This is a genomic window from Legionella cherrii, from assembly GCF_900635815.1.
Taxonomy (GTDB): domain Bacteria; phylum Pseudomonadota; class Gammaproteobacteria; order Legionellales; family Legionellaceae; genus Legionella; species Legionella cherrii.
Map to the genome: position 1 here is coordinate 22,132 of NZ_LR134173.1, position 22,169 is coordinate 44,300.

A 22,169-nucleotide genomic window follows, 5' to 3' on the forward strand; every position below is an offset into this window, starting at 1 on the left:
CCTCACATTTAACTTGAAATTTCTTCTAGTGCACTCGCCGCCCATTTTTCAATTTGTTTACGGAATTTAGCTCTTGAAGGCAATAGAAGTATATTTTTAAATAATTGAGCTCTTCTCTCTTCGTCACTTACACCTGCATCAATCATTAACTGACCAAATATTGCAGGATCACTCGTTCCTTCGCCAAATTTTTCCTCTACAATTTGTGAGCGAAATTTGAATGCTCGATAAATATTCTGTGCACTCGATTTATAACCCGTATCATTTGTAATCGCACAAAACAACACATGGCATATGCTATTTAATTCAGCTTGAGTCAGTTCGGGAAGATAAATTAACGTACCCCCACCGTAACCACCAACACCGACTGATTCAACAAAAAAACACTGCGCGCAGAAACAACAAGAAGTCACCAAATTTTCTAACTTGTTGTTCGCATAATTATTATCAAGATTAACCACCTCTTGAAATAAACGTGCCTGGAATCCACAAAATCTACAAGTATATCTATCTCTTTGAAATACTTTTTGCTCAAACGCCTTAAATCGTTCGTCAACCTTTCTGGCAGAATACAAACGCCATGATCCCGGCGTAGCCATCAATTTTAATTTGTTTTGTTCTTGATTAACTGCCATATCCTCGGCTCACATTGAATAGAATAAACTTTATTGGCAATTATCCGTTTTAATACCCATTAAAAGATCCTCTTCCCCTAACGGGGAGAGGATCAAAAATGAATCTTATCCTTATTATAAAAGCTACTGCTAAGTTATTAGCCGGCACTTAATTAGTATACTGTTCCAGTAGGTCCAGCAGTTGTACCACCGCTACCTCCGAACATTGTTGCTCCAGTTACCCCTAATATTGAAGGTAGGAACAATAAGGCCGCAGCGATAAAAACTAATGCAATTGGAGTACCTATTGGAATTTGGGTTGGGTTATCTTTGTGCTGTTTAAATTTCATAATAGCACCGATTGAAAATCCCAATCCAGCCAGATAAGAACCTGCAGTGATCAATTTGGTCAAGTTTGTAAATGACCCAGTAATGTTTGATGCCATCTGCCCTACGGATATACCCGTCCCGGCTGCAGCTGCTGCATCTTGACTCACTAAAGCCAGTAAACTTAAGCAAATGAAACTGCTTAACCAATATTTGTAATTAGATTTGCTAATGAGTTTGCTCTTCACCTTTTTCTCCTCAAATTTAAAATTACTAAAACTAATTAAATCAAAAAAAATCGTACCTTCGGTCTGTTACGATGCCCCATATAAAGTGTTGTTGATCATTTCTAGTGTACCTACGATGTTGATTGCTAATATTCCTCCAAACACATGAATTAAACCTTTTCCTGTCCCGCCTGGTGGTTGCCCTTGCGAAGCGGAGCGTGCAATCAATACCCATCCTCTCACGAAAGCGACTAGACCAATAACCTGGATAATAATCGTTAAAGGTCTTCCAACGACACTTCCAGTACCGAACAAAGTATCAAGTGTCGGATTATTACTACTCACCGGTGCATAAGAAAGAACATTTTGATAACCAAAAGTCGTTACCATCATTGATGAAAAAGCCGTTGGAAAATAAATAAATATCGCACCAACTAATAAATACATCACTGGTTCTTTGATGCTTGTATTATTCGACATCATCGTACGAGCCTCGCCATACACCTTTAAACTATAGATGGCTTTAAACAAAAAGGCACATCCAATCAGATATGCACCTCCTGTAATCAAGCGCTCTACAGGAATCAACGAATTTGCGATGTTAGTTAATATATTTACCTGACCCGATATCCAGCACGCTACCGATCCGCCTGTACATGTATCAGCCATACAAACCTCAACTATCTTCTTGACTAAACCTAATTACTCGCCCGGAACTTGTTAAAACCCGACCTTGCATCGAATCGATTAGTTTTACAGTTCCATATCCTGCGATTTTTGTTCCTTCTCTTACTGTAAGTGTAGAACCATTTGTGCCAATTAGCCAAGCCCGACCAGGAATTACTGCATTAATATAGTAAATTATTTGTGGGGTTAAGGTACGAACACGAGTAACGCGCTTAACAGGCTTAGGTTTTGTTCGCTCTATTAACACATTAATTACTTCGGATTGTTTCACTACTTGATTATTTAAATCTGTAATCATTTGATTCAGTTTTGTAATTTGAGCATTTAACGCATTGACATTATTATTGACATTCCCAACCTGCTGACTCATTGAGCTGACTTCAGATTGAACCGTTTGCTGACTTGCTTCAATAGAGGCAACCTTTTGTTGTAACGCTGAATTATTTTCTTGCGTAGCCTGAGGTTGTGGTTGAACCGCTGGTTTTGGCTCAACAGGTTGTGGTGGAATTTCAGTTTGGGTAACCTGAGGTTGCGGTTGTGGTTGTGGTGAGGGAGTAATTTCCGCCATAGGAGCAGGATTTAAATTCTCCTTAGGGGTAGTCGGAGTAGTTTTAGAGAACATCCCTCCGATAAATTTATACATCAACATAATAAAAACAATAATACCCACTGTAATTAGAGCATTACGCTTAATATTCTTTCCAGGCTCCACTCCTCCTGGTCTTGCAGGAGTAGAACTTTTGGTATCAAACTCTGAGGTCTCCAGAGGTTCATTCTCAAGAGAGTCTAACTCAGCGAACTTATACTCATCATTTTGATCATTTTCTGCCATTTTTACCTGCCATCAAATTAAAAAGATTTCACATCCTGAGTAAATAAAACTCCTACTGGGGTTCCTGAATAGACCTCAACAGTTGTAGGTGTATTAAATAATACTTGTGCTTGCTGCCCCCAAGTCTTACCAACAGTTGCTAAACCAATTACAGCATTTTCCAGAGTAGAACGGCCGACACCATTAGATACGGTTACGTTATTGCCGCCCCCTGTTCCACCAATGGTGACTGTTGTATTGGCAGACTGGAATGCATTACCAAAACCCTCTAAAAAGGAAGAAGCAAATAATGAACCGTATCTCAACAAGTAATGATGATTGGTTTTACTGGAAAGAGCGGTTCTTGCCGTATTGGGATCAATTGCGTATGCAGAAATTGGAATTGTTTTGGGTGCACCTGGAATTGACATGGTATTAAATGTAATAACCATTTTGTTTGCGTTCGAAGGTAAATTAAAGCTGCCAATTAATTTGGCTCCTTTAAGTCTTCCTGAAACAATGCTTGCAAGAATAGGGCCTGGCTCATCACTATTCACTGATGTATCGATCACAGCGAAAAGCACATCTCCTGTTTTAATCATATTGACTTGAGTCACCGATGTTGAGGTGGTTTCAGTCACTGTGGCTCCGCCAGGACCAACCCCAGACGCTGCTGCTACAGCTGCTGCAGCGGGTTCTTTTTCGGCATCGCCAGCGGTATAGTTCTGTGTTGGCACATTTTTCCATTCAGCAATTAATTGGTTTGCAGCCGCCAACATATCAGAACTTTTTTGTTGAATTTTTTGCTGATATTTTTGTTCTGCTTGCTGCTGATTTTGCCTATTTATAATCGCCTGCAACTGTTGGTTACTGGCAGCAGAGCCTGGCATAACGGCAGCTCCTGCTGGCCCTTGGCCTAGAGTCGGCACTCCTCCAATATTAAATGCACCGGGTTGCAAATTGGGAGCCCCCAAACCTGCTACCTGGGCCCCTTCGGGAGCAACGGCTAAGTTTTGTAATTCAGCAGGACTAAATCCAGCATTCTTTAAATCAGCCGCATTATACCCGGCATCAGCCAAATCTTTGGCACTAAAACCTGCTGCTTTCATTTCTGCTGCCGTAAATCCCGCATCCTTCAAATCTTTAGCACTAAAACCCGCATCTTTTAATTCTTTAGCATTAAAACCTGCATCTTTTAGGTCTTTAGCACTAAAGCCCGCATCTTTTAATTCCTTAGCACTAAAGCCCGCATTTTTTAGGTCTTTAGCACTAAAGCCGGCATCTTTTAGATCTTTAGCACTAAAGCCCGCATCTTTTAATTCCTTAGCACTAAAGCCCGCGTCTTTTAGATCTTTAGCGCTAAAGCCTGCATCTTTTAAATCTTTAGCACTAAAGCCTGCATCTTTTAAATCTTTAGCACTAAAGCCTGCATCTTTTAATTCTTTAGCAGTAAACCCCGCGTCTTTTAAATCCTTAGCGCTAAAGCCCGCTGCTTTTAATTCGGCAGCTGTAAACCCCGCGTCTTTAAGCTCTTTTGCTGTATAACCAGCATCTTTTAATGCCTTTGCAGAACACCCTAGTGTTCTCTTGATAGTCAAAGCACTAACCCCTGCAGCTCTCGCTTTCTTCAATGATTCAACACTACAATCAGCGACCCGTCCGCTTGCAATAACATCTGCTGGAGTCAATCCTGCATTTTGCAAATCCTTGGGGGTAAATCCTGCAGCAAGAAGCTGTGCGGGGGTATATCCTGCATCAAGTAATGATTTAGCATCATAACCCGCATTTTTTAATGCTTCAGCGCTACATCCATTTAATTCTTTAATTCGTTTGGCAGAAACACCTGCTGCAAAAAGTTTTTTCAGATTATCGGGATTACAGCCCGCAGCTTTGATTTGTTCATCTGTCAAAGGGGTTGCCGCGCTAATTTGCGCTGGAGTGAAACCGGCATTAGCGAGTTCTGCATCAGTAAAGCCAGCAGCTTTTAATGCTTGTGCACTACATCCAGCATATTTTTTAATCAGAGTTGCGCTAACTCCCGCTGCTCGTTCCCTTTTTAACGCGTCAACATCACAGCCGGCCTTTTTTACATCATCCGGAGTAATACCTGGCGGAAGTTCAGCCTCTGCTGCTTTTATATCGGCCGCAGAATAGCCTGCTTTGGCAAGATCCTCGGGTGTAAACCCAGCATTTAGTAGTTCCCTTGCACTAAATCCTGCCGCTTTTAATTCCTCTGGAGTAAAACCGGCTCGTTTTAAATCAGCGGCGCTAAATCCTGCATCACGTAATTCTTTAGCAGTAAATCCGGCCGCTTTTAGTTGCTCTGCAGAGCATCCGCTAATTCTTCGAATTGCTGAAGCTGTAACTCCAGCTTTACGTAACTTAGTCAATGCTTCGACATTACATCCCGCTTTTAATACATCTGCGGCTGTTATTCCTGCCGGTAAACCGCTGGCTCTCGCTATCTCCTCTGGGGTATATCCTGCGCCCTTCAATTCGTCATCAGAAAAACCGGCGTCTTTAAGTTCTTGAGCAGTAAAACCCGCATTACGTAATTCACATGCATTAAAACCACAATCCCTTAACCTTGAAGCAGTATATCCCGCATCTTTAAGTTGTCGCGCATTATATCCAGCCGCTCTTAATTCTTTACAGGGACATACTGGGCTTAACTCTTTTAAAGAATAACCGTTATCTCTTAACTGAGCACAGCTGCATGCTTCCTTTAGATCAGCTAACTGAGCTCCTTGACCTACAACTTGTTGGACAACAGTTTTTGAACAACCACCGTTTTGTAATGTTTGCAACCAAAGAGTTTTTTGAGCTCCTTCTTCATTTTCACGTGCAAGTGTCGCAAATCCTACACCACTTTGCCCACCTTGAGATCCGATCACTCCCACCCCCTCTCCTAGGGCTTGAGTTCGGATAATTGTGGGAATAGCACTCCCCCCAGTTTGCTCTGCTTTTTGTGCTTGGTTAATATTTTGCTCTTCCTGCAATTTGGCATATTGAGCTGTTGGGTTAAGAACACCAGGAATAGACTGTATGGCTCCGGGAGCATGTCCAAGTGTCGCTTCCGCCGCAGGTCCGGTACCTATTGATCTTAATTTTATATACCCTATCACTACAGCTATCACTAATAATGCTAGTGTAAAAATGATAATAACTCGGGTACGAGTGTTTGAAAAAAGTGATTTAATATTTTCTTTTCTACCAGCCATTTATAACCCTTCTACCTTGAGCTGCATGACCTTCCCATGCCAGGAAACCAATAACACCGGAGATTTGTGCATTTCATAAGCATGCGTCCCATCTGCGCTGGTCATACTTGCCAACCAGCCCGGTGACAATATCGTAAGATTTGTTCTAACGTACATTCTGTCATTAACTAACCAAGCACGCGCATCTCCTCCAGTAATACCCAGTCGCTTACTTCCAGGAGGGGGCACACCATCTAAAACATGAAGAAGTAATTCACTGGCTGAAGGCGGAATCCCAGTTTCTAGTGGCATAGCTTTAGCATTAGGCCCCAATCCTTGCACACGCAAATCAACCCGATAATCAACAGCTTTTTGCCCTGGTATCAGTGTGAGCATTACGGGGGTATTTAGACCTCTCAGACGCACAGCCAAATTACCATAATTGTATAACTTCAATGCTTGAATCATTATCGTGTTGCTTGTTTTATCCCATTGAATATTAAATGAATTAGGGTCTCCCAAATCATAAGCGGCAATAGGCCATGGAGCTCCAGATGAATCAAGAAAAACCAATGAAGAAACAAACCCTTGTGCCAAACGAATAACAGGTGGAGTTGATCCCGGAGACAAATTCACAAATTGAGAAGTCGCCGTAGGTTTTGGAGGTGTGCCTACAGGCGAAGCCTTAGCATACTCCATGGTTTCACTTAGTTGTTTTAAATGAACAACTTGCTCTGTATTCATTGGATAGAGGCTTTTTGTCATATCTTTAAAGGCCTTATTCTCAATGACTTCTTCATCACTTTGGCTTACGATCTGCGGCGCATTAGGATTAGCTGCATTTGCAGCAGGATTTTCAGGTCTTTGGGGTGCACTATAAATATTCCCGGCAAGAGGAATAGGAATATTTGGCCCTTGTTGTGCTGCGGGCGGATTTTGTGCCGGAGTTGGATTGTTTCCTGCTTGAGCTGGCGCCGCAGGGGGAATTTGTCCTGGTGGTTGATTTTGTGCTGCTGGCTGATTTTGTGATAAGCGCTGTTGCAATATACGTAACTGCTGTAAGGCTTGCTGAGCACTATCTGTTGACTGATCCTGCGCGTACGCAGGATCAGGCACTGAATAGACAATGCCATACAACAAACAAAACTTTAAAAACCAGTTCAGCTTTTTCATTAAGACACTCCACCTGTGGCAGGTCCTACAACAAATTGCGATATACCTATTCCTCTAGGCGAATTTAAAGTAGAAACACGAGTAATTAACATAGTAACCACATTATTTTGTTGAGTAAACTCACTGGCACTCTGATAGGTTACTAATATAGGCATTTGTACTCGCCATGAAAAGTATCCATTCAAAACGCCCTTTTGCAAAATAATGGGGGCTCGTGTTGCCACTGCTGAAACAATCAATTTTTTGGCCTTTACTGCATCCAGGTTGTTTGATTGTTGTAAAGCGCTTAAAAATTGGTCCCAACCTTCAGGAGTAAAGAATCCAGACGAAGCCTGTAATTCGTCCCGATAGTTAACAAAATTGTAAGTAAATGCCGCAATAGCAGCCTGATTCGCCCATTGCAATACAGCAGAATCCGATTGGTTCGGTTCATTTAAGGGGAACAGCGGTGTAATGCGACCATTAATGCTGGTTGCAAAATATTTAGGGGCTGGCGGATGTGTAATCATGTACACTAAGAGCGCAGCTAAAACAATATTGATAATGAGAGCAATTAACAACGCAAGCATTACCTTACGTTGGCTGTCTTTATAAAATTTGTTTCTTAGTGCGACTACTGTCAAGGAATCTTCAGCCATAATGTCCTCTATTTATTGCTTATTGTGGTATCAGTTTATCCTCATTCTCCGCAGGCGGATCAGGAGGAAGTAACGCGTTCGATGAATAATTTGGAGCCAAAAGAGGCTGCAATTGAATGGGAGGCGCTACACCACTCGTTGCATAATAATCCCGTTCAGGCTCTGTTAAATGAATATAAGCGATTAAAACGCAAAAAATGCAATTCAACATCAGAGAAATAATCAACGCAATTAACCCGCGTCTGTAAGAGTTAACGTAGAAATTCTTACTTTTTTTTATCAAATACCATGTTTCACGACTCATTATTTCCCCTACGCCACAGCTCGCCTGAAAGTAATTTCTACCCTAGCGTTAACTGAATTATCACCGCCTTGAGTGAATGAAATAATAGGCTTATCACTACCTAGTCCCTGTGTAAAGATAAAACGACTATCTACTCCCTGGGACCAAAGGTAATCACTAATAACTCTCGATCTGGCTAGAGTTAATGCATGCTCTCTTTGTGGCGATACATATTTGTTGCTGTAACTGGCTATATTAATAGCAATTTTGCGAAATTGTTTTAGGAACACAACTATTTCATTTAACAAAGGATAGGACTTCCATTTCAGACGTGGTGTTTCTGGTTCAAATAAATAACTGGCTGGAATACTAATCATATAATCCTGGCCTATTGTTATTACTTTTACTCCCTTCTTATTTAATTTTTTAGCCAGCTTCATAATGGTGGCATCACAGGCACCAAGAACTTTACATGGGTATTTGGGTTCCTCTTTTTCCAAGGCCCAATAGTCACCCTTGCAGGCATTTAACATTAACAAGGCAATTAAACCCACAGCCCGAATTAGATTAATACGCACCGATCTCACTCACTATCCTCATAGTTTAAAATATTTATTTTAAAATGATTCTGACTGTAGTCCTTTTGTGTGTTCCATCTTCAAAGAAAAACATACAAATCATTACGTTACAATGAATTCGATAAAATAGCTATTTTTTTAAAAATTTATTTATTTTTTTACACTTGCTTGAGTAAAAACATGGCGCTCAGAGTTATTTTTTTGCAACAATGGAAAAGAAAATTGACTTCATTCGAAACCTTTCTGTAGTGTGAAAAATGGAGATGGCGTGCAGAACCAGTAGGGATACGCAAGCACATGGGGATCTGAACCGATAACAGTTCAACGAGGTCTAATAAATAAAGGCTTAGGTATAAAACATAGGGTAGTGTCCAATACTTTACAGTGAACAACATAAGGCAAGACCCCACGGGATTAATTTTGAGTCATGAATCACCATGTGCCCTAGCTTAGCTACATTAACTCACTATTCTTCAGCTTTTTTATTTGCATTTTCACGTTCGGTAGCAATTTTCGCTGATAAAGTTCTTACTATGTCAGTTAACTCATCTGGAGCAATAAAATCTCGTTCTTCCGGAGGATAGCTCGTTGCCAATTGGAAATCTTTAATCAGTTCATTCGCAACCGTACCCGCATACTTATCTTTCGCACCAGACAAGCGTTCAATATTCATCATTTGATTGCGTGTTTCATTAATGGGCAGTAAAGGCTCAGAGAATGTAGCCTTATCACTCACTAAGATTGGAGGAGCACCTGGATTTTCTCGTAAAGCACTGAATATTGTTAATGCACCCTCGACCTCTTCCTCAATCAAATCCTCAACGGGTTCTGGTTCATTGTGACCATGAAACGCAATTAAAGCCGAGACGCCTCTCTCAATGGGCTCTTCGATAGGCGATTCCCGTAACAACTTGGAAATCAGGGTAATTTCCTCATTTTCCACGGTCTTATTAATTGACAAATCGCCGCTGTCTAAGATGGCTTGGAAGGAGACTAATTGCTTTTGTAATCTCATTAAATAATCGTCTGGAGGAGCTTCTACCTTTAAAAATTGATTTAATTTTAACTGCTTAACAGGTTTAGGATTCGCATAAAACATTCGAGCACGGACAATTTTTGACTTGAAGAATATATGTGCCTCACCTTCTGTTTGCTCTTTTAAATCCAACAGATCAACACGAGCTCGCTTTTCAAACGAAGAACTTTTACTGTCCATATAAGTATTTGCAATGCTGGAGTCTTTGGCTTGAAATGAATCCACTTTAGTTACATAAGCTTCGCCAGCTGTTTTAGTGAAGAAATCCCAGGTTTCAGTTGGGTCTTCCAATTTCATACATATTTTAATGTTTGTGTTTGCACCGATAGATGCAGCCTCTTCTTTAGATGCCTTTTGGAATGCTGGTAAATCTTGTCCTGCAAAAATTGCAGAGAATCCCAAAGAACGCGCTTGTGCAGGCACCACTGCAAACCCTTGAACAGCATAATATCCATACTCATCAAGGATACACATATAAGGAGTCGGCGCATTAGTTGGTTTTCTCAAGATTACGTCTCGATAATCCCCTTCAACGTCTTCTCCCAAACCTGCAGCCATCATCGCTTTTAAAGAAGAAACAATAATCTTCCCTAAGTTGGATAACTCGTCCGGAGATTTTTCCAAAGCGGGCAAGAGTACAACGAGAATTCTTCGGTTCAATACCACGTCCTTGAAATCTACCTCTGCAAGATTGGTACGAACAATATGTCCATAAGTATCGGCCAAAGAAGAAAACGCTCTTACCAACTGCATGGTAATAAAACCATGTTGCTCCAAGACCTGTGATACTTGCTTGCCTTTTTTCTCTTTATTATAACCTGGCAAAGTACCTAAGTAGTTACGTAATGGGTCGGTAACTAATTTTGGAATTTGTTCGATATTAACACTTTCCTGATTATCTCTGGGGAAGATTTTATCAACGACTATAGTTTCTAATCGGGTTAAATCAAAGTAGTTACGGATGGTATCAGCATCCAAAAGTATCGCACCCTCATCACGCATATATACCAAAAGTCGCATTAAGGCTTCGACGAAGGCAATCGCACGGCCTTTCCACATATCACCATCTCCGCCTCCTTTTGAGTCACCCATCAAACTGACAACAAGTTGGGTTAACATACTGGAAGACCCTTGAGAGAAAGGGTTAAACGTATTCGACAGTCTTTTTTCTTGTGGACCAATAATATCTCGTGCACCTGTCATGAAGTTAATCAGCAGTAAATCATCCTCGCGCCCCATGCTTCGGACCATGGAAAAAACTTTAGCATAGAGTGAGTTATCCCCTTTTCCGTCCACATAAATGAAACCACTGCCTTGTACTAAAGCATTAAAAGCCAGTGAGACCAAACATTCTGTTTTACCGCTACCGGTGGAGCCGAAAATTAACGCGTGAGTACGCATGTCATCATTAGCAAACCATAATTCATGTCCCGTCTTACGATCGTTACCAAAAAATGCAATCCCTCGGGCTATATTGGGTTTATTCACACCCGGCTTCATATCATTATAATCTTTGACTCGAGAAATTTGAGGGAGACGGAAAGGCAGTTTTTGTTTTCGTGTATAGCTGTAAAGAAAGCAGGCAGCGCCTACTAGCATGAGTAAGGTTGCTGCTTCCGAGAAATAATACGCCATGGCTGACAAAGTAAACAGAACAATCGAAATGTTCGTAGGATCTGAAAAGAAATCCCCCACCCGTTGGCCAAAAGTACGGGTATCCCTAAGTAGGAGGGTGGGATCTAACTCATGACGTGATTCAATACCGCGCATCATGGCTCTAACTCCTGCATTTGTCGGGGGGTTAACTTAACTTCTTTTATGGCAATTTCCAAGGCTTTAATTGCTTCATCAACCATGGGCACTAAAGAACGACGACCCATTTCCTTCTCCGCTTTCCAATGAGAGAAAGGACCCGCAACCTCGGTAAAGGGAGTTTGTCTACCAACACAATTGAGCATATACCATAAACGCCTATCAACAGGTCTTAACCATAAAAACTCAGAACTCGGAACAACCCCATCATCCCGAGACTTCTCAAGTAATGATGCCATTACAGTTAAAGTATAGGCATGTTTTGAAACAACTTCCTGGATAATTTCTGTATTTTTATATTTTTCTATTGTGGGTCTAGCAACTGAATAATCGGGCTTACCTGCAACATAAGTTCTATCTAACACCGCTAAGATATTGTTTGCAGCATCTCTATCGCGATTTATACGGGCAATAAAAACAGCAGCTAATGCATAAGCTTGTGGCGAGCAATGCTCAAATCCATCCCAATAAGGGCCTAATTGCAAAGTAAAAACTCGTTTTGCATCGCCTCTTCGTATTCCTGCCGTCATCTCCTGACCTGGTACAGGATTGTCTAACAAAACATCTTCTTTTTTTAATAGATTGTATTTACGTGCAAACTCCATTGGAGTCAAAGCCATAGCCCAAGGACCTTTATTTATATCTTGAGCGACTAAATCTTCTTTGACTATAGGCATGATTGCGGGCCAGTTAAATTGCTCTTGCTCCCGTAATTTTTTCATATCGTAAATTTTGCGGAATTTTAATGTGATGTTTGATTGATACAGAAACACAGCTAAAACAAGGAGGACAAGAACTACAGGATAGCGCATGAAATCGCCAACAGCTCGCGTCGTTTCTACCAGTTGATCCCAGTTTACGGCATTCGGATCTATTGTTTGCATGATCTGAATTAAGCTTGCTAACTGATCATTATGAACAAAAAGGTTAACGAGTTTTGCTTGCCAAATATTAATTTGAAAAACAACCATCACGATATACTGATGCCCCATTTTCCAAATAAGAAACACTGTAATAAACACGAGTACCATGACCCATATTGGACCCATGCCACTATCTTGACCTTGTTGTTGCGGTTGTTGTGCCATTAGTGATTACTTCATAGTTTATTTCTTTATAAGTATATACCGCTCCAGGATAATTTTGCGAGCGATTCATAAGCATATCGGTTCTTTAGATAACCCCCAAGGAAACATATTAAATCTCACGATTCTTTAGTCAAGCGACCCCGTGCATATTTATAAATACCGCTGATATGAACAAACTGCGTAATATTCTCTAAGTCTAAAGATCTATCTTTTAATGTTAATATAGGGCTTCCTAACCTATCGTATAAAATTTTATCTGGAGCAAGAGGAATGATATCCGTTTTATTGATATAGATACCTACATAAGCCTCATTCTGTTTGTTCTCTTTTGATTTGATTAGTGCTTTAACCTGGTCTTCCTTTTCATAGATGGGACGAGAAATCATTTGACGTGGTAAATTAAAAATTATTCTTTCCCAAGATTGTAGATTAGAACCATCCGAAGTATATAAAGAAATAAAAACTTCTTGCTGATTACCTCTCAGAGCAAGTCGATTGGCTAGATTAGTATCCGATTGAATTTGAGCTTGACTGCGCGCATTAATTTTTTTGGAAAAATTATCGCGAATTCCGACTAAACGATTACCAATTGACCGTAGAAAATTCGATTTATCCCAGGGCCCATTCTGAATTGCATAATCCAATGCTTTAAGAATCGCATCATTATGCTCTTTAGTGAACTTTTCTTTTGTCATAAAACCAGATGTATGTTTAAAAGAGAAATCAATGCAGTATTATGGAGTATAACAGTAATTTCGATTATATAAACAAGATAAAATCCACAAAGGGGAATGAAATCCTTTGTGGACAAGCAAAAAATTATTAAATTTTACTGAATATTTCTAAACTCAACTTCATGAACCCAAACCAAGGCTACGCTCTTGAATAACCTTCTCCTCTTGAGTACTCTCTTCAGACTTCTGCTTAAGTGCTTGAAGTTGTTCCTTAGCGCCTGGGGTTTGTTGTTGCGCTTCTTGATTGTTCAAAGCCTCTTTTGGCAATGCATCAGGTCCATTGGTTATTACTTGAGTTATAATATCCAATATCTTAGTTCCCTCTTGAAGAGGGCCTATGTCGCGACCGCTTCCAGCCATTACTGCAGCCATTTTGTTTATAGGCTCTTTTAAATTGTCAATCTGGGTCTTCAGCTCACCATCACCACTCTCATGCTTAAAAAATCCCATAACATTACCCCTAATACATAAAAATCTTTAATAACCTAGTCTATCAAAATCAATTATAAATGCATCCAAAATTAGCAAATCTTACGATTTATTTACAATATATTTTAATAAAACACACCTAGTCGTACATTAACTCGTCTAAAGGGGTATAGTCACGACTTGGTCCGCCTTGAATCAACTCATTTAGCACATCAGTCATACACAATAAACGTAACACATTAGGTGTTACCTCATCAAAAACAACCCTAAGTCCAAGCAAAGCACCTTCTGCCTCATCAAATGTAGCCCCTAATCCATATCCAAGGCATAGGGAACACAATTGATCTGCTCGTTTAGCAATTGCAGGTAACAAACCTGTATCGGCAAAAACCTCCTCGTAACTTACAAATCTATCATTAAGATAGAATTTTGCGTTTAAACTTGCAGCAATAACTGACATGCTTTTGCTAATATCTCTCTCCATATATCATCGCCACCATGGTTTTGAAGACTTAAGTGATCCCGCTAAAGTACTTCTTATCCACCTTAAAAAAACCGGCACAGTAAAACCATAATGCTCAATGATCCCAAAAAAAACTGCTGAGATTAAAACCAGTATGCCTGTCCATATTCTAATGTGCATTAGAAATAAAAATATAGGAAATGCAGCTCGAGCATCAACTATAAAAAACCGAGCGCTACGAGCAGAATCTCTCCAATGTGCTGTTTCAGCAAACCCTGCCATATTTTTACCTCAGATAAAAAATAAACCTGTTAAAAAAAGTATATACCTAAATAAAAGCTTTGGCACCTTTGTCGCAGAATATTAGTAATATTTTTACAACAACTCGTGCTTTAAATGAATATTCTCGGGTGAAAATTTATGATTTTAATGGCCAAAAAAAACCTCTCTGGTTAGGAGAGGGTTTTGTAGTTACGGATGATTGCTTTTTTTATACGGATAACTGTTACAAAACAAATTATTTTTTATCCATCGGGGAATAACCTTTTGAAAATGAGGGCCCCAGGATATTATTTAGGACCTTTTTCATTTCTAATTCCTCAGATGGTTTTGCAGAGGGCGTTAATTGAGGTGTAGCAAATTCTTCTCCAATTTTTTCATCCTGCAGACCTTTTTCAAACCGGGGTTTGTTTTGTCCAGCAGCCAGTTTCCCTAACATTTTAGAAGTACTGAATTGACTCATCTAAACTCCTGCTATTACACCCATACTAATAACTTAGCATAAACAACTTAAGGAATTATTAAGAATAAATTATTTTTTTATAAAAAATACTATTGAGTAGTGAGTCTGTTTTACGTTATGTTAAAACAACCTATTAGAAAAATAGGTTCAATTGTCATTTATGGATGAATGCAATTGCTCAATTGACAGAAAGAGTCAGGGCAATTGGGAACCAATAGAGTCTCAGAAAAAGACTCTAGAAAAGGAGGAAATATGGCTAAGGGTGAAGTGAAATGGTTTAATAATGCCAAAGGTTGGGGTTTTATTATTCCAGAAAATGGTGGGGATGATATTTTTGTTCATTTCTCGTCAATTCATGGCACAGGGTATAAAACATTAGTTCCAGGACAAGTAGTCAACTACGATGTAGAAACCGGTGAAAAAGGTCTACACGCAGCTAATGTGATTGTGCTCAATGAGAATGCTGATGCTGAAATGGCTTGATTAAGTTAGCGCAGTATCATACTGGTGCTGCGTCCATAAGCCAAAAAGATTAAATTTGAGCAAAATACTGAATTACAAACCGTCTTCCTGTATCATGACCTTATTCTATTCAAGGTCAATGAATTGCACATGAAGCGTGGTTTGTTACTTATCAATCTTGGCACCCCTAACAGTCCAGAAATCTCGTCTGTCAGGAGTTATTTACGCGAATTTCTTACCGACAAACGGGTTATTGATCTGCCTGCTTTGCTTCGCTATATATTGGTATATGCGTTCATTTTACCGTTCCGAACAAAACGTTCTGCTCATGCCTATCAATCCATATGGACTGAGCAAGGTTCTCCATTACTATTCCATAGCCAGAATTTAGTGGACCAAATACAAAAAGAAGTGGGACCAGAAAATAAAGCGGTTCTTGGCATGCGCTACGGAAAACCATCCATTGAAACCGCTTTAGATCAGTTAAAATCTTGTGAGTCGATTACTATTTTGCCCTTATACCCACAATACTCATCAGCAGCTAATGGATCATCTATAGAAGAAGCCCTACGCATCATCGGCACCTGGGATCTCATCCCATCAATCAGCATTATAAGTGATTTTTTTCAACATCCAGCGTATCTGAAAGCACAAGCTCAAATCATTAACCCTTTCCTTCAGGAACAAACCCATGTTCTCTTTAGCTATCATGGGATCCCCGAACGACAAATCACTAAAAGCAGTTGTAAATCAATTTGTACCCAATCTTGCCCTGCCTTAACAGACGATATCCACAGATGTTACAGAGCCCAATGTTATGAAACGAGCCGTTTATTGGCTAATGAACTGGGTTTATCTGCAGATAACTACAGTACTGCTTTTCAATCAAGACTGGGAAAAACACCCTGGGTAAAACCTTATACCGATGAGGTTCTTGCTGAATTGATTGCGAAGGGAATTAAAAAATTAATTATTTGTTGTCCCTCATTTGTTGCTGACTGTTTAGAAACTCTTGAAGAAATAGGAATTCGTCTCCAAGAACAATGGACAGCACTAGGAGGTCAAGAATTAATTGTCATTCCGAGTATGAATACGGACCCTTCCTGGATCAAAGCCATAATCACAATGACAAATATACAATCAGATTCTCAATTTAGTAACATCTTGTGATCTCGAAATGAATAAAAATACCGGCGAAAAAACAATCCAAATTTATTTGACACTCTAAAAGCCCTGGCCTTAGTTTAGCTCAGGATAAAACATTTTGGTCATACGCGCACAATAACCTAGAAAGCGTGGATGTGATTGAGCATACTCTTGTAATGGAGAAGGGATAGGCGGCTGGATGATACTTTGCAGAAATGCGTATACACAAGCATCGATACTCGTAGGCTCATTCCCCATAAAAAACTCACCTTCTTCCAATAGAATGCTGACAGCATCCAGATCAGCGATACCTAATTGATAAACTTCTGTAGTTGTATGTCGACCTAAGCCCTGTCGATAAAGATCCTGGCGAATTTTTCTTTGAATTAATTTAGGGACAATGTAAGAAAGTGGTTGTTTAAGATGACCAAAAAAAGCCTCTTTAGTGGTTGGCCAATATCGATCATCAATCCAGCGTGAATAAACAATCACCCAATATAAATGTTCTTCAAGCATACGCCTTACTGCCACTGCTTCTGCTTTTTGAGCCGAAGTTAAATGACGGTCCAAAGGATCACCATATTTTTGTTGCAAATAATCGATAATAAAACCACTATCGGCGATTTTTCTTCCATCATCACTAATGACTGGTAATTTCTTCTTTGGCGCTCTTCGCGGATCAATAACGGATACCGTTTCAAAAGGAAGTTTCGCCATTCGCAAATAAGTTTCTAATTTCATGCAAAATGGGCTGGGATTAGGAAGCGACCACGCAGAGGGAAATTGATAGAGTTTTATCATGTGTTATTCCTATCGATTTTAGGGGGATCATTGATTATGACGCCCATTTGGGAAGTAAGCAAAATGAGACCAACAAAAAACCGACGATAAACCAGAAAATTGTTTGCAAGAACTCTTTTTTTCTTTATTAAATCACGCCATTATTGTTCTTAAAATAACACCTAAAAAAGACATAAGGATATAAAAAATGCCAAATATTCTGGTTATTGGTGGTGGAACAGGGCTAACAACAGCTTATATGTTAGAAAATGTAATGGGGTTTAACGTCACTTTAGCAGAAAAAAGTGAACGTTATGGCGGTCATATTAACAGTCTGGATTTTGGTGACCACGGCATAGCAGAAGGTGGCGCTGAGTTCATAGGTGCGCCAGAAAGCTATCCTAATGTTCATAAATTATTTTCTATGTTAGGTGTTAAGCTAAAACGCTTTGAGCTTAATGCGGACCTGCATAAAGTCAGTATTGAGCATGGCAAAGAGGATCACCTCGTTTTACCTCCTGTGTACCATTCTGCAGAAAAAAATAAGCATTCCTTTTCTGAGTTTTTTAGTTGTTTTTCCCCTGATGATGAATCACAAAAAGAAATACGCATTGATTTTGGCACTTTATTAAATAAATTTTCTGACCTGTTGAAATTGGAATGGGAAATTCTGCGTGCAGAACATGAAAGAGAGCCTGATGATATTCATGAGGTTCAAACACTTGAAGAGTTTATGGAAGGATTTAAGAAAAAAAACATGGGCTTTAAAGAAGAGGAGATTGATGATTTTAGCAATCGAATACTGTATCCCATAGTAGGAGCAGCTTGGGGTATTCCTATCTCCGAAGCCAAGAAATTTTGCGCATTTTATGCAATGAATTATTTAGCCTTAAGTAAAGACTGGTATGACGCACCAAGGGGTCTAAGTAGTTATATGGAGGCCATGAAAACCCAATGTAACAATCTAGATATGCGTCTCAACACAGAGGTTACCAAGCTAATCGCCATTACTGACTCAAAAAGTATTAAATATCAAGCCATGCTTCGTGATGGCACGCTAATGAAGACCAAGAAAGGCGAGCCGATGTTATTTGATGATGTGGTCATTTCTACTCCTGCGTACGCAACAGCAGCGATATTACCTGATGATATAGATGCTCAAGACATGCAAGACCTTAAAAAGGCTCTTAAAAACGTTCGCTATTACGATACAACGCTGGCTTTTCATCTAGATTCTCTTTACGCCCCTCCGCGCGGTACTGTGGTTCATACACGCGTTGAAGGAGACTTGGCAGCCAATACAGCGCAAAAAGACTGGAAAGCAAAAAATGGAGCGACTCCAGTGAAAAAAACATGGGTATTACCTGGACAACCAATGCCCAATAATATTCTTAAAACAGAACACTATAAACATCCTTTTATGGATAAAAATTATTTTATAGCACAGCAAAAACTCCATACGATGCAAAAAAAATATGGACTCTACTTTGGAGGAATTTTAGGCTGGAAAGGTGATTCCCATGAAGATGCAACCATTGCAGCACTTCAAGCAGCACGCTCCATACACCTAAAACATGATCGAGCCCCAGCTGCGAATTGGCGTTTACAAAATTTCCTTGATGAAAACAGTTATGTTATTGAGCGAAATAACCAACTCAGTGTCGATGAAGTCAATAAGAGAACGTGTACGCTGTTCTAACAACAAATTAGTAATCCAAAAGCATTGAGTGATTAAAAAATGATGCTCTTCCACCCTATGATGAAATAATGTTCTGCAACAAAGCGGAAGCCGAAAAATAAAATTCCTCGGATTCCGCTGTGTTATCCCACTGCCATTTATCTTGTTGAATCACCCTATACTCTGCACAGTTATTTTAATGTACTATGAAATCGTTCATTTTTTATAGGAGATTATGTTGAAAAGGATCTTTTTTTTATTAATTTGTTTTGTTTCTCAAGCAATGAGTTCTGTATTTAGTACAGAGGATATCCAAAAGCTGAGACAGAATTTTTTTGCAAATATTCAATCTAATGGAGCAATAATCGCCGCCCCCTCAAAACAAAATCCAAACTACTATTATGATTGGGTTCGTGATTCGGCAATTGCTATGAATTTAATTGAAACATGGTATGAATCCTCACATGCCTTCGGTTATAAAGAGCGCTTATATAACTATGTTTCCTGGACCCAAAGACTTCAACATCAGGATGATCCATTACCAGGACAAGATATATTGGGAGAACCTAAGTTTTATATTGATGGCTATCCCTTTGATGGCCCCTGGGGCAGACCACAAAATGACGGACCGGCTTTAAGAGCTTCGGTTTTAATTCATTTTGCCGAGGAGCTGTTAGATGATAATGAAATAGAATATGTAAAAACCAATCTTTATAATAATAACTTGGACCCCTATTCTATGGGCGTCATTAAAATGGATTTGGAATACACCGCTCATCACTGGGCTGACAAAAATTTTGATCTTTGGGAAGAAGTGCTAGGAGATCATTTTTTTACGGCTATGGTACAACAAAAAGCACTCCGTGAAGGAGCGGTTCTTGCTCGCCGTCTCAATGATGATAACGCGGCCGTTTACTATGAACAGCAAGCGGAGATGATAAATGCCCGTCTGATGCAGCATTTAGATCGGGATCATAAAACCATTCAAGCAACGCTCTTACCCCATCCAGGACCACAAAAAACTTTAGAACTTGATTCATCTGTAATTTTGGGCATTTTATTTAACTCACATGAAGGAGATGCTTTATCTCCCAGTAGCATTTATGTACAAAACACCGTTCATGCTTTATATGAGCAGTTTGATTCAATGTTTCCTATTAATAAGAATCATTCAGGTGAAATTTTATTCGGTCGTTATCCTGGTGATACCTACGATGGATATCAAACTAATGGTATAGGAAATCCATGGTTTATATTAACAGCGACTATGGCTGAATATTATTATACGCTTGCCGATAGCTTGCCCTTAAATAAAAAAAATGAATCACAAATAGCGAAACACATTCAGGTTGGCGATAATTATCTGAAACTTATAAAAAAATATGCCCCCAAGATGAAGTTAAGTGAACAAATTAATTTAAATACTGGGATCCAACAAGGAGCTCCTTCACTTACCTGGAGCTATGTGGCCGTTTTACGTGCTATTGAGTTAAGAGATAAACTCACAAGCAAAATTAAAATAACTTCTTAACAGACCTACTTTGCTAGCCAGGATGTCTTATAAATCTTCTGGCTAGCTGTTTGATTTGTTCCCTGGGTAAAATCCACCTTAATCTTATTCACGACCATTCTTTTCTCAGCCAATCCCTCCCTATTCATAAAGCGATTACCCTCATTCTGGGCGTTTACGTCCAAGGAGCTCTGATTTTAGCATCATGCTCATACGTCCTCCTAGCGATCGCTCAGCACGTTCAGGATGACGTATCACAGAGAATGATTATAATTTACCGCACCCCCTTTAAGCAGATGCTGCATAAGAGGGTTCTTTTTTACCGACATCTTCAGTAGAAACTGACTCTTTACGACCTAATAAACGTAATGGCTTACCTGAAATAATGTAATTCTCAATTTGTTCCAAGCTCATATTTTTTGTCTCAGGCATATAAAAGTATGTATAGATAAGCCCCAAAAGACAAATCACCGCATACAAAGCAAAGGTATATTCAATACCCATCATTTTTTCCAAAATAGGGAAACTAAAAATGACAACTGTATTAAAAGTCCAGTTGCTCATCGCTGAGAAACCCATTCCAGCACCTCGTACGTGCAAGGGAAAGATTTCAGCCATCGCAATATGTGGTATTGGCCCTACACTCACTGCAAAAGAAAAAATATAGAGAATGAGACACGCAACGGACAAATAAGAAAGCCAAGCGACTTGATTTAAAGAAAATACACATAAAGCCAGCAGACTGATGAACATGCCGGAAAAACCAAACAACAGAAGTTTACGACGACCGATTTTATCGACACTAAGCATCGCAATGATTGTCACCAATAAATTAACCAAACCAATCCCTATGGTCGCCAATATTTGTCCGGTAGTACTGTTCATACCTAAATTTTTAAAAATCTCAGGTGCAAAATAAATCACCACATTGATCCCACTTAATTGTTGCAAACAAAACAACATGGTACCCAGCATCAAAACAGGTAATAGAGGATTTTGAAATAGCAGCAACCAATTTCCTTTTTTCGGTTCATTAGCTAAGGTCATTTCAATATCGGTTAACTCCTGCTCGATAGAATGACTGTTACGTAATTTTTTTAAGGCCTTAGATGCTGCATCACGTCGCCCAACACTACACAGCCATCTTGGAGATTCGGGCATAAGTAAAATGCCAATACTTAAAACCAGAGCGGGGAAAGCACTTGAAGCAAACATAGCGCGCCAATCATGATTTTCCAACAGCAGGTAATTGACTGAATAAGAGCAAACAATTCCCACGGTCATTGCTAATTGATAAATAGCAACTACTGCACCTCTTGTTTCATAGGTTGCAGTTTCAGCCAGATACAAGGGTGCCATTACCGAGGCCATCCCAATTGCCAAACCCAGCACCAGTCGAGAGATAATGAGCACTGTAATGGAGTCAGCGAATCCAGCACCTAATGCTCCTAAAAAGAACAACATGCCTGCAAAAGATAACAACGTGCGGCGCCCAAAACGTTTTACTCCTTTTGATGCAGTAATTGCACCAATCAGCATAGAGCCAAATAAAGCACCAAAGGGTAAAGCCGAGGCCATTATGCCAATATGCGTTGCATTTAATTCAAAATGATTTTTGACTAACTCTAAAGAGCCCGCAATGATTCCTTCATCGTAACCGAACAAAAAACCTGCGACCGAACCAATAATTGCAACAACCCATGTCATGTTTCACTCCTTGAATTGATAATTCGAAAATTCGGCTAGGGTCT

At 39.6% G+C, this 22,169-nt stretch carries 22 protein-coding genes; 4 read left to right on the top strand and 18 right to left on the bottom strand.

Going from position 1 to position 22,169, the window contains the following annotated elements; genetic code table 11:
- Positions 1-8: 8 nt before the first annotated feature.
- From icmJ to EL022_RS00180, 16 genes are all read right to left on the bottom strand, one after another.
- Entirely contained in the window at positions 9-635 is a 627-nt protein-coding gene (icmJ, locus tag EL022_RS00105) for a type IVB secretion system protein IcmJDotN (protein ID WP_028380932.1), read from the bottom strand.
- A gap of 152 nt (positions 636-787) precedes the next feature.
- Positions 788-1,189, bottom strand: a complete 402-nt coding sequence (locus EL022_RS00110) for a hypothetical protein (protein ID WP_028380931.1) — start codon at positions 1,187-1,189, stop codon at positions 788-790.
- 66 nt (positions 1,190-1,255) lie between these two features.
- Positions 1,256-1,837, bottom strand: coding sequence for a hypothetical protein (locus EL022_RS00115; protein ID WP_028380930.1), 582 nt, complete (start codon positions 1,835-1,837; stop codon positions 1,256-1,258).
- 7 nt (positions 1,838-1,844) lie between these two features.
- Positions 1,845-2,687: a type IVB secretion system protein IcmG/DotF gene (icmG, locus tag EL022_RS00120; RefSeq protein WP_028380929.1), complete on the bottom strand. Its 843-nt coding sequence runs from the start codon at positions 2,685-2,687 to the stop codon at positions 1,845-1,847.
- 17 nt (positions 2,688-2,704) lie between these two features.
- A complete protein-coding gene (dotG, locus tag EL022_RS00125) occupies positions 2,705-5,887 on the bottom strand; it encodes a type IVB secretion system protein DotG/IcmE (RefSeq protein ID WP_028380928.1) in 3,183 nt (1,060 codons plus the stop codon).
- Positions 5,888-7,039, bottom strand: a complete 1,152-nt coding sequence (locus EL022_RS00130; RefSeq protein WP_028380927.1) for a DotH/IcmK family type IV secretion protein — start codon at positions 7,037-7,039, stop codon at positions 5,888-5,890.
- A complete protein-coding gene (locus tag EL022_RS00135) occupies positions 7,039-7,677 on the bottom strand; it encodes a type IVB secretion system apparatus protein IcmL/DotI (RefSeq protein WP_028380926.1) in 639 nt (212 codons plus the stop codon). The genes EL022_RS00130 and EL022_RS00135 overlap by 1 nt, the downstream gene beginning before the upstream one ends.
- A 19-nt stretch (positions 7,678-7,696) precedes the next feature.
- On the bottom strand, positions 7,697-7,981 hold the full coding sequence (gene icmM, locus EL022_RS00140; RefSeq protein ID WP_028380925.1) for a type IVB secretion system protein IcmM/DotJ: 285 nt from the start codon (positions 7,979-7,981) through the stop codon (positions 7,697-7,699).
- Positions 7,982-7,989: 8 nt separating this feature from the next.
- Positions 7,990-8,547, bottom strand: coding sequence for a type IVB secretion system protein IcmN/DotK (gene icmN / locus EL022_RS00145; protein WP_028380924.1), 558 nt, complete (start codon positions 8,545-8,547; stop codon positions 7,990-7,992).
- Between the two features lie 457 nt (positions 8,548-9,004).
- Positions 9,005-11,347, bottom strand: coding sequence for a TraM recognition domain-containing protein (locus EL022_RS00150; protein WP_028380923.1), 2,343 nt, complete (start codon positions 11,345-11,347; stop codon positions 9,005-9,007).
- Positions 11,344-12,474: a type IVB secretion system coupling complex protein DotM/IcmP gene (gene icmP, locus EL022_RS00155; RefSeq protein ID WP_028380922.1), complete on the bottom strand. Its 1,131-nt coding sequence runs from the start codon at positions 12,472-12,474 to the stop codon at positions 11,344-11,346. The genes EL022_RS00150 and icmP overlap by 4 nt, the downstream gene beginning before the upstream one ends.
- Positions 12,475-12,590: 116 nt before the next feature.
- Complete coding sequence (gene icmQ / locus EL022_RS00160) at positions 12,591-13,169, bottom strand: Dot/Icm secretion system protein IcmQ (protein ID WP_028380921.1); 579 nt, start codon at positions 13,167-13,169, stop codon at positions 12,591-12,593.
- Between the two features lie 159 nt (positions 13,170-13,328).
- Positions 13,329-13,658, bottom strand: coding sequence for a hypothetical protein (locus tag EL022_RS00165; protein WP_028380920.1), 330 nt, complete (start codon positions 13,656-13,658; stop codon positions 13,329-13,331).
- Between the two features lie 118 nt (positions 13,659-13,776).
- Complete coding sequence (locus tag EL022_RS00170; protein WP_028380919.1) at positions 13,777-14,121, bottom strand: type IV secretion IcmS family protein; 345 nt, start codon at positions 14,119-14,121, stop codon at positions 13,777-13,779.
- A gap of 3 nt (positions 14,122-14,124) precedes the next feature.
- On the bottom strand, positions 14,125-14,382 hold the full coding sequence (icmT, locus tag EL022_RS16165) for an IcmT/TraK family protein (protein WP_081776875.1): 258 nt from the start codon (positions 14,380-14,382) through the stop codon (positions 14,125-14,127).
- Positions 14,383-14,617: 235 nt separating this feature from the next.
- Positions 14,618-14,842: a hypothetical protein gene (locus EL022_RS00180; RefSeq protein ID WP_028380917.1), complete on the bottom strand. Its 225-nt coding sequence runs from the start codon at positions 14,840-14,842 to the stop codon at positions 14,618-14,620.
- Positions 14,843-15,094: 252 nt separating this feature from the next.
- Here EL022_RS00180 and EL022_RS00185 point away from each other — a divergent pair, with 252 nt between their 5' ends.
- Positions 15,095-15,325 carry a cold-shock protein gene (locus EL022_RS00185; RefSeq protein ID WP_028380916.1) on the top strand — a complete coding sequence of 77 codons (231 nt, stop codon included), beginning with the start codon at positions 15,095-15,097 and terminating at the stop codon, positions 15,323-15,325.
- Positions 15,326-15,454: 129 nt separating this feature from the next.
- A complete protein-coding gene (hemH, locus tag EL022_RS00190; protein WP_028380915.1) occupies positions 15,455-16,474 on the top strand; it encodes a ferrochelatase in 1,020 nt (339 codons plus the stop codon).
- Between the two features lie 69 nt (positions 16,475-16,543).
- Here hemH and EL022_RS00195 read toward each other — a convergent pair whose 3' ends face one another.
- Positions 16,544-17,251 carry a glutathione S-transferase family protein gene (locus tag EL022_RS00195; protein WP_028380914.1) on the bottom strand — a complete coding sequence of 236 codons (708 nt, stop codon included), beginning with the start codon at positions 17,249-17,251 and terminating at the stop codon, positions 16,544-16,546.
- Between the two features lie 187 nt (positions 17,252-17,438).
- Here EL022_RS00195 and EL022_RS00200 point away from each other — a divergent pair, with 187 nt between their 5' ends.
- Positions 17,439-18,929, top strand: coding sequence for an FAD-dependent oxidoreductase (locus EL022_RS00200; protein WP_035900753.1), 1,491 nt, complete (start codon positions 17,439-17,441; stop codon positions 18,927-18,929).
- A gap of 214 nt (positions 18,930-19,143) precedes the next feature.
- The gene (locus EL022_RS00205; protein ID WP_028380913.1) at positions 19,144-20,439 is read left to right on the top strand and encodes a glycoside hydrolase family 15 protein; all 1,296 of its coding nucleotides are present in this window, start codon (positions 19,144-19,146) and stop codon (positions 20,437-20,439) included.
- Between the two features lie 267 nt (positions 20,440-20,706).
- On the opposite strand, the gene EL022_RS00210 is transcribed toward EL022_RS00205, so the two are convergent.
- Entirely contained in the window at positions 20,707-22,125 is a 1,419-nt protein-coding gene (locus EL022_RS00210; protein ID WP_028380912.1) for a sugar porter family MFS transporter, read from the bottom strand.
- Positions 22,126-22,169: the final 44 nt, after the last annotated feature.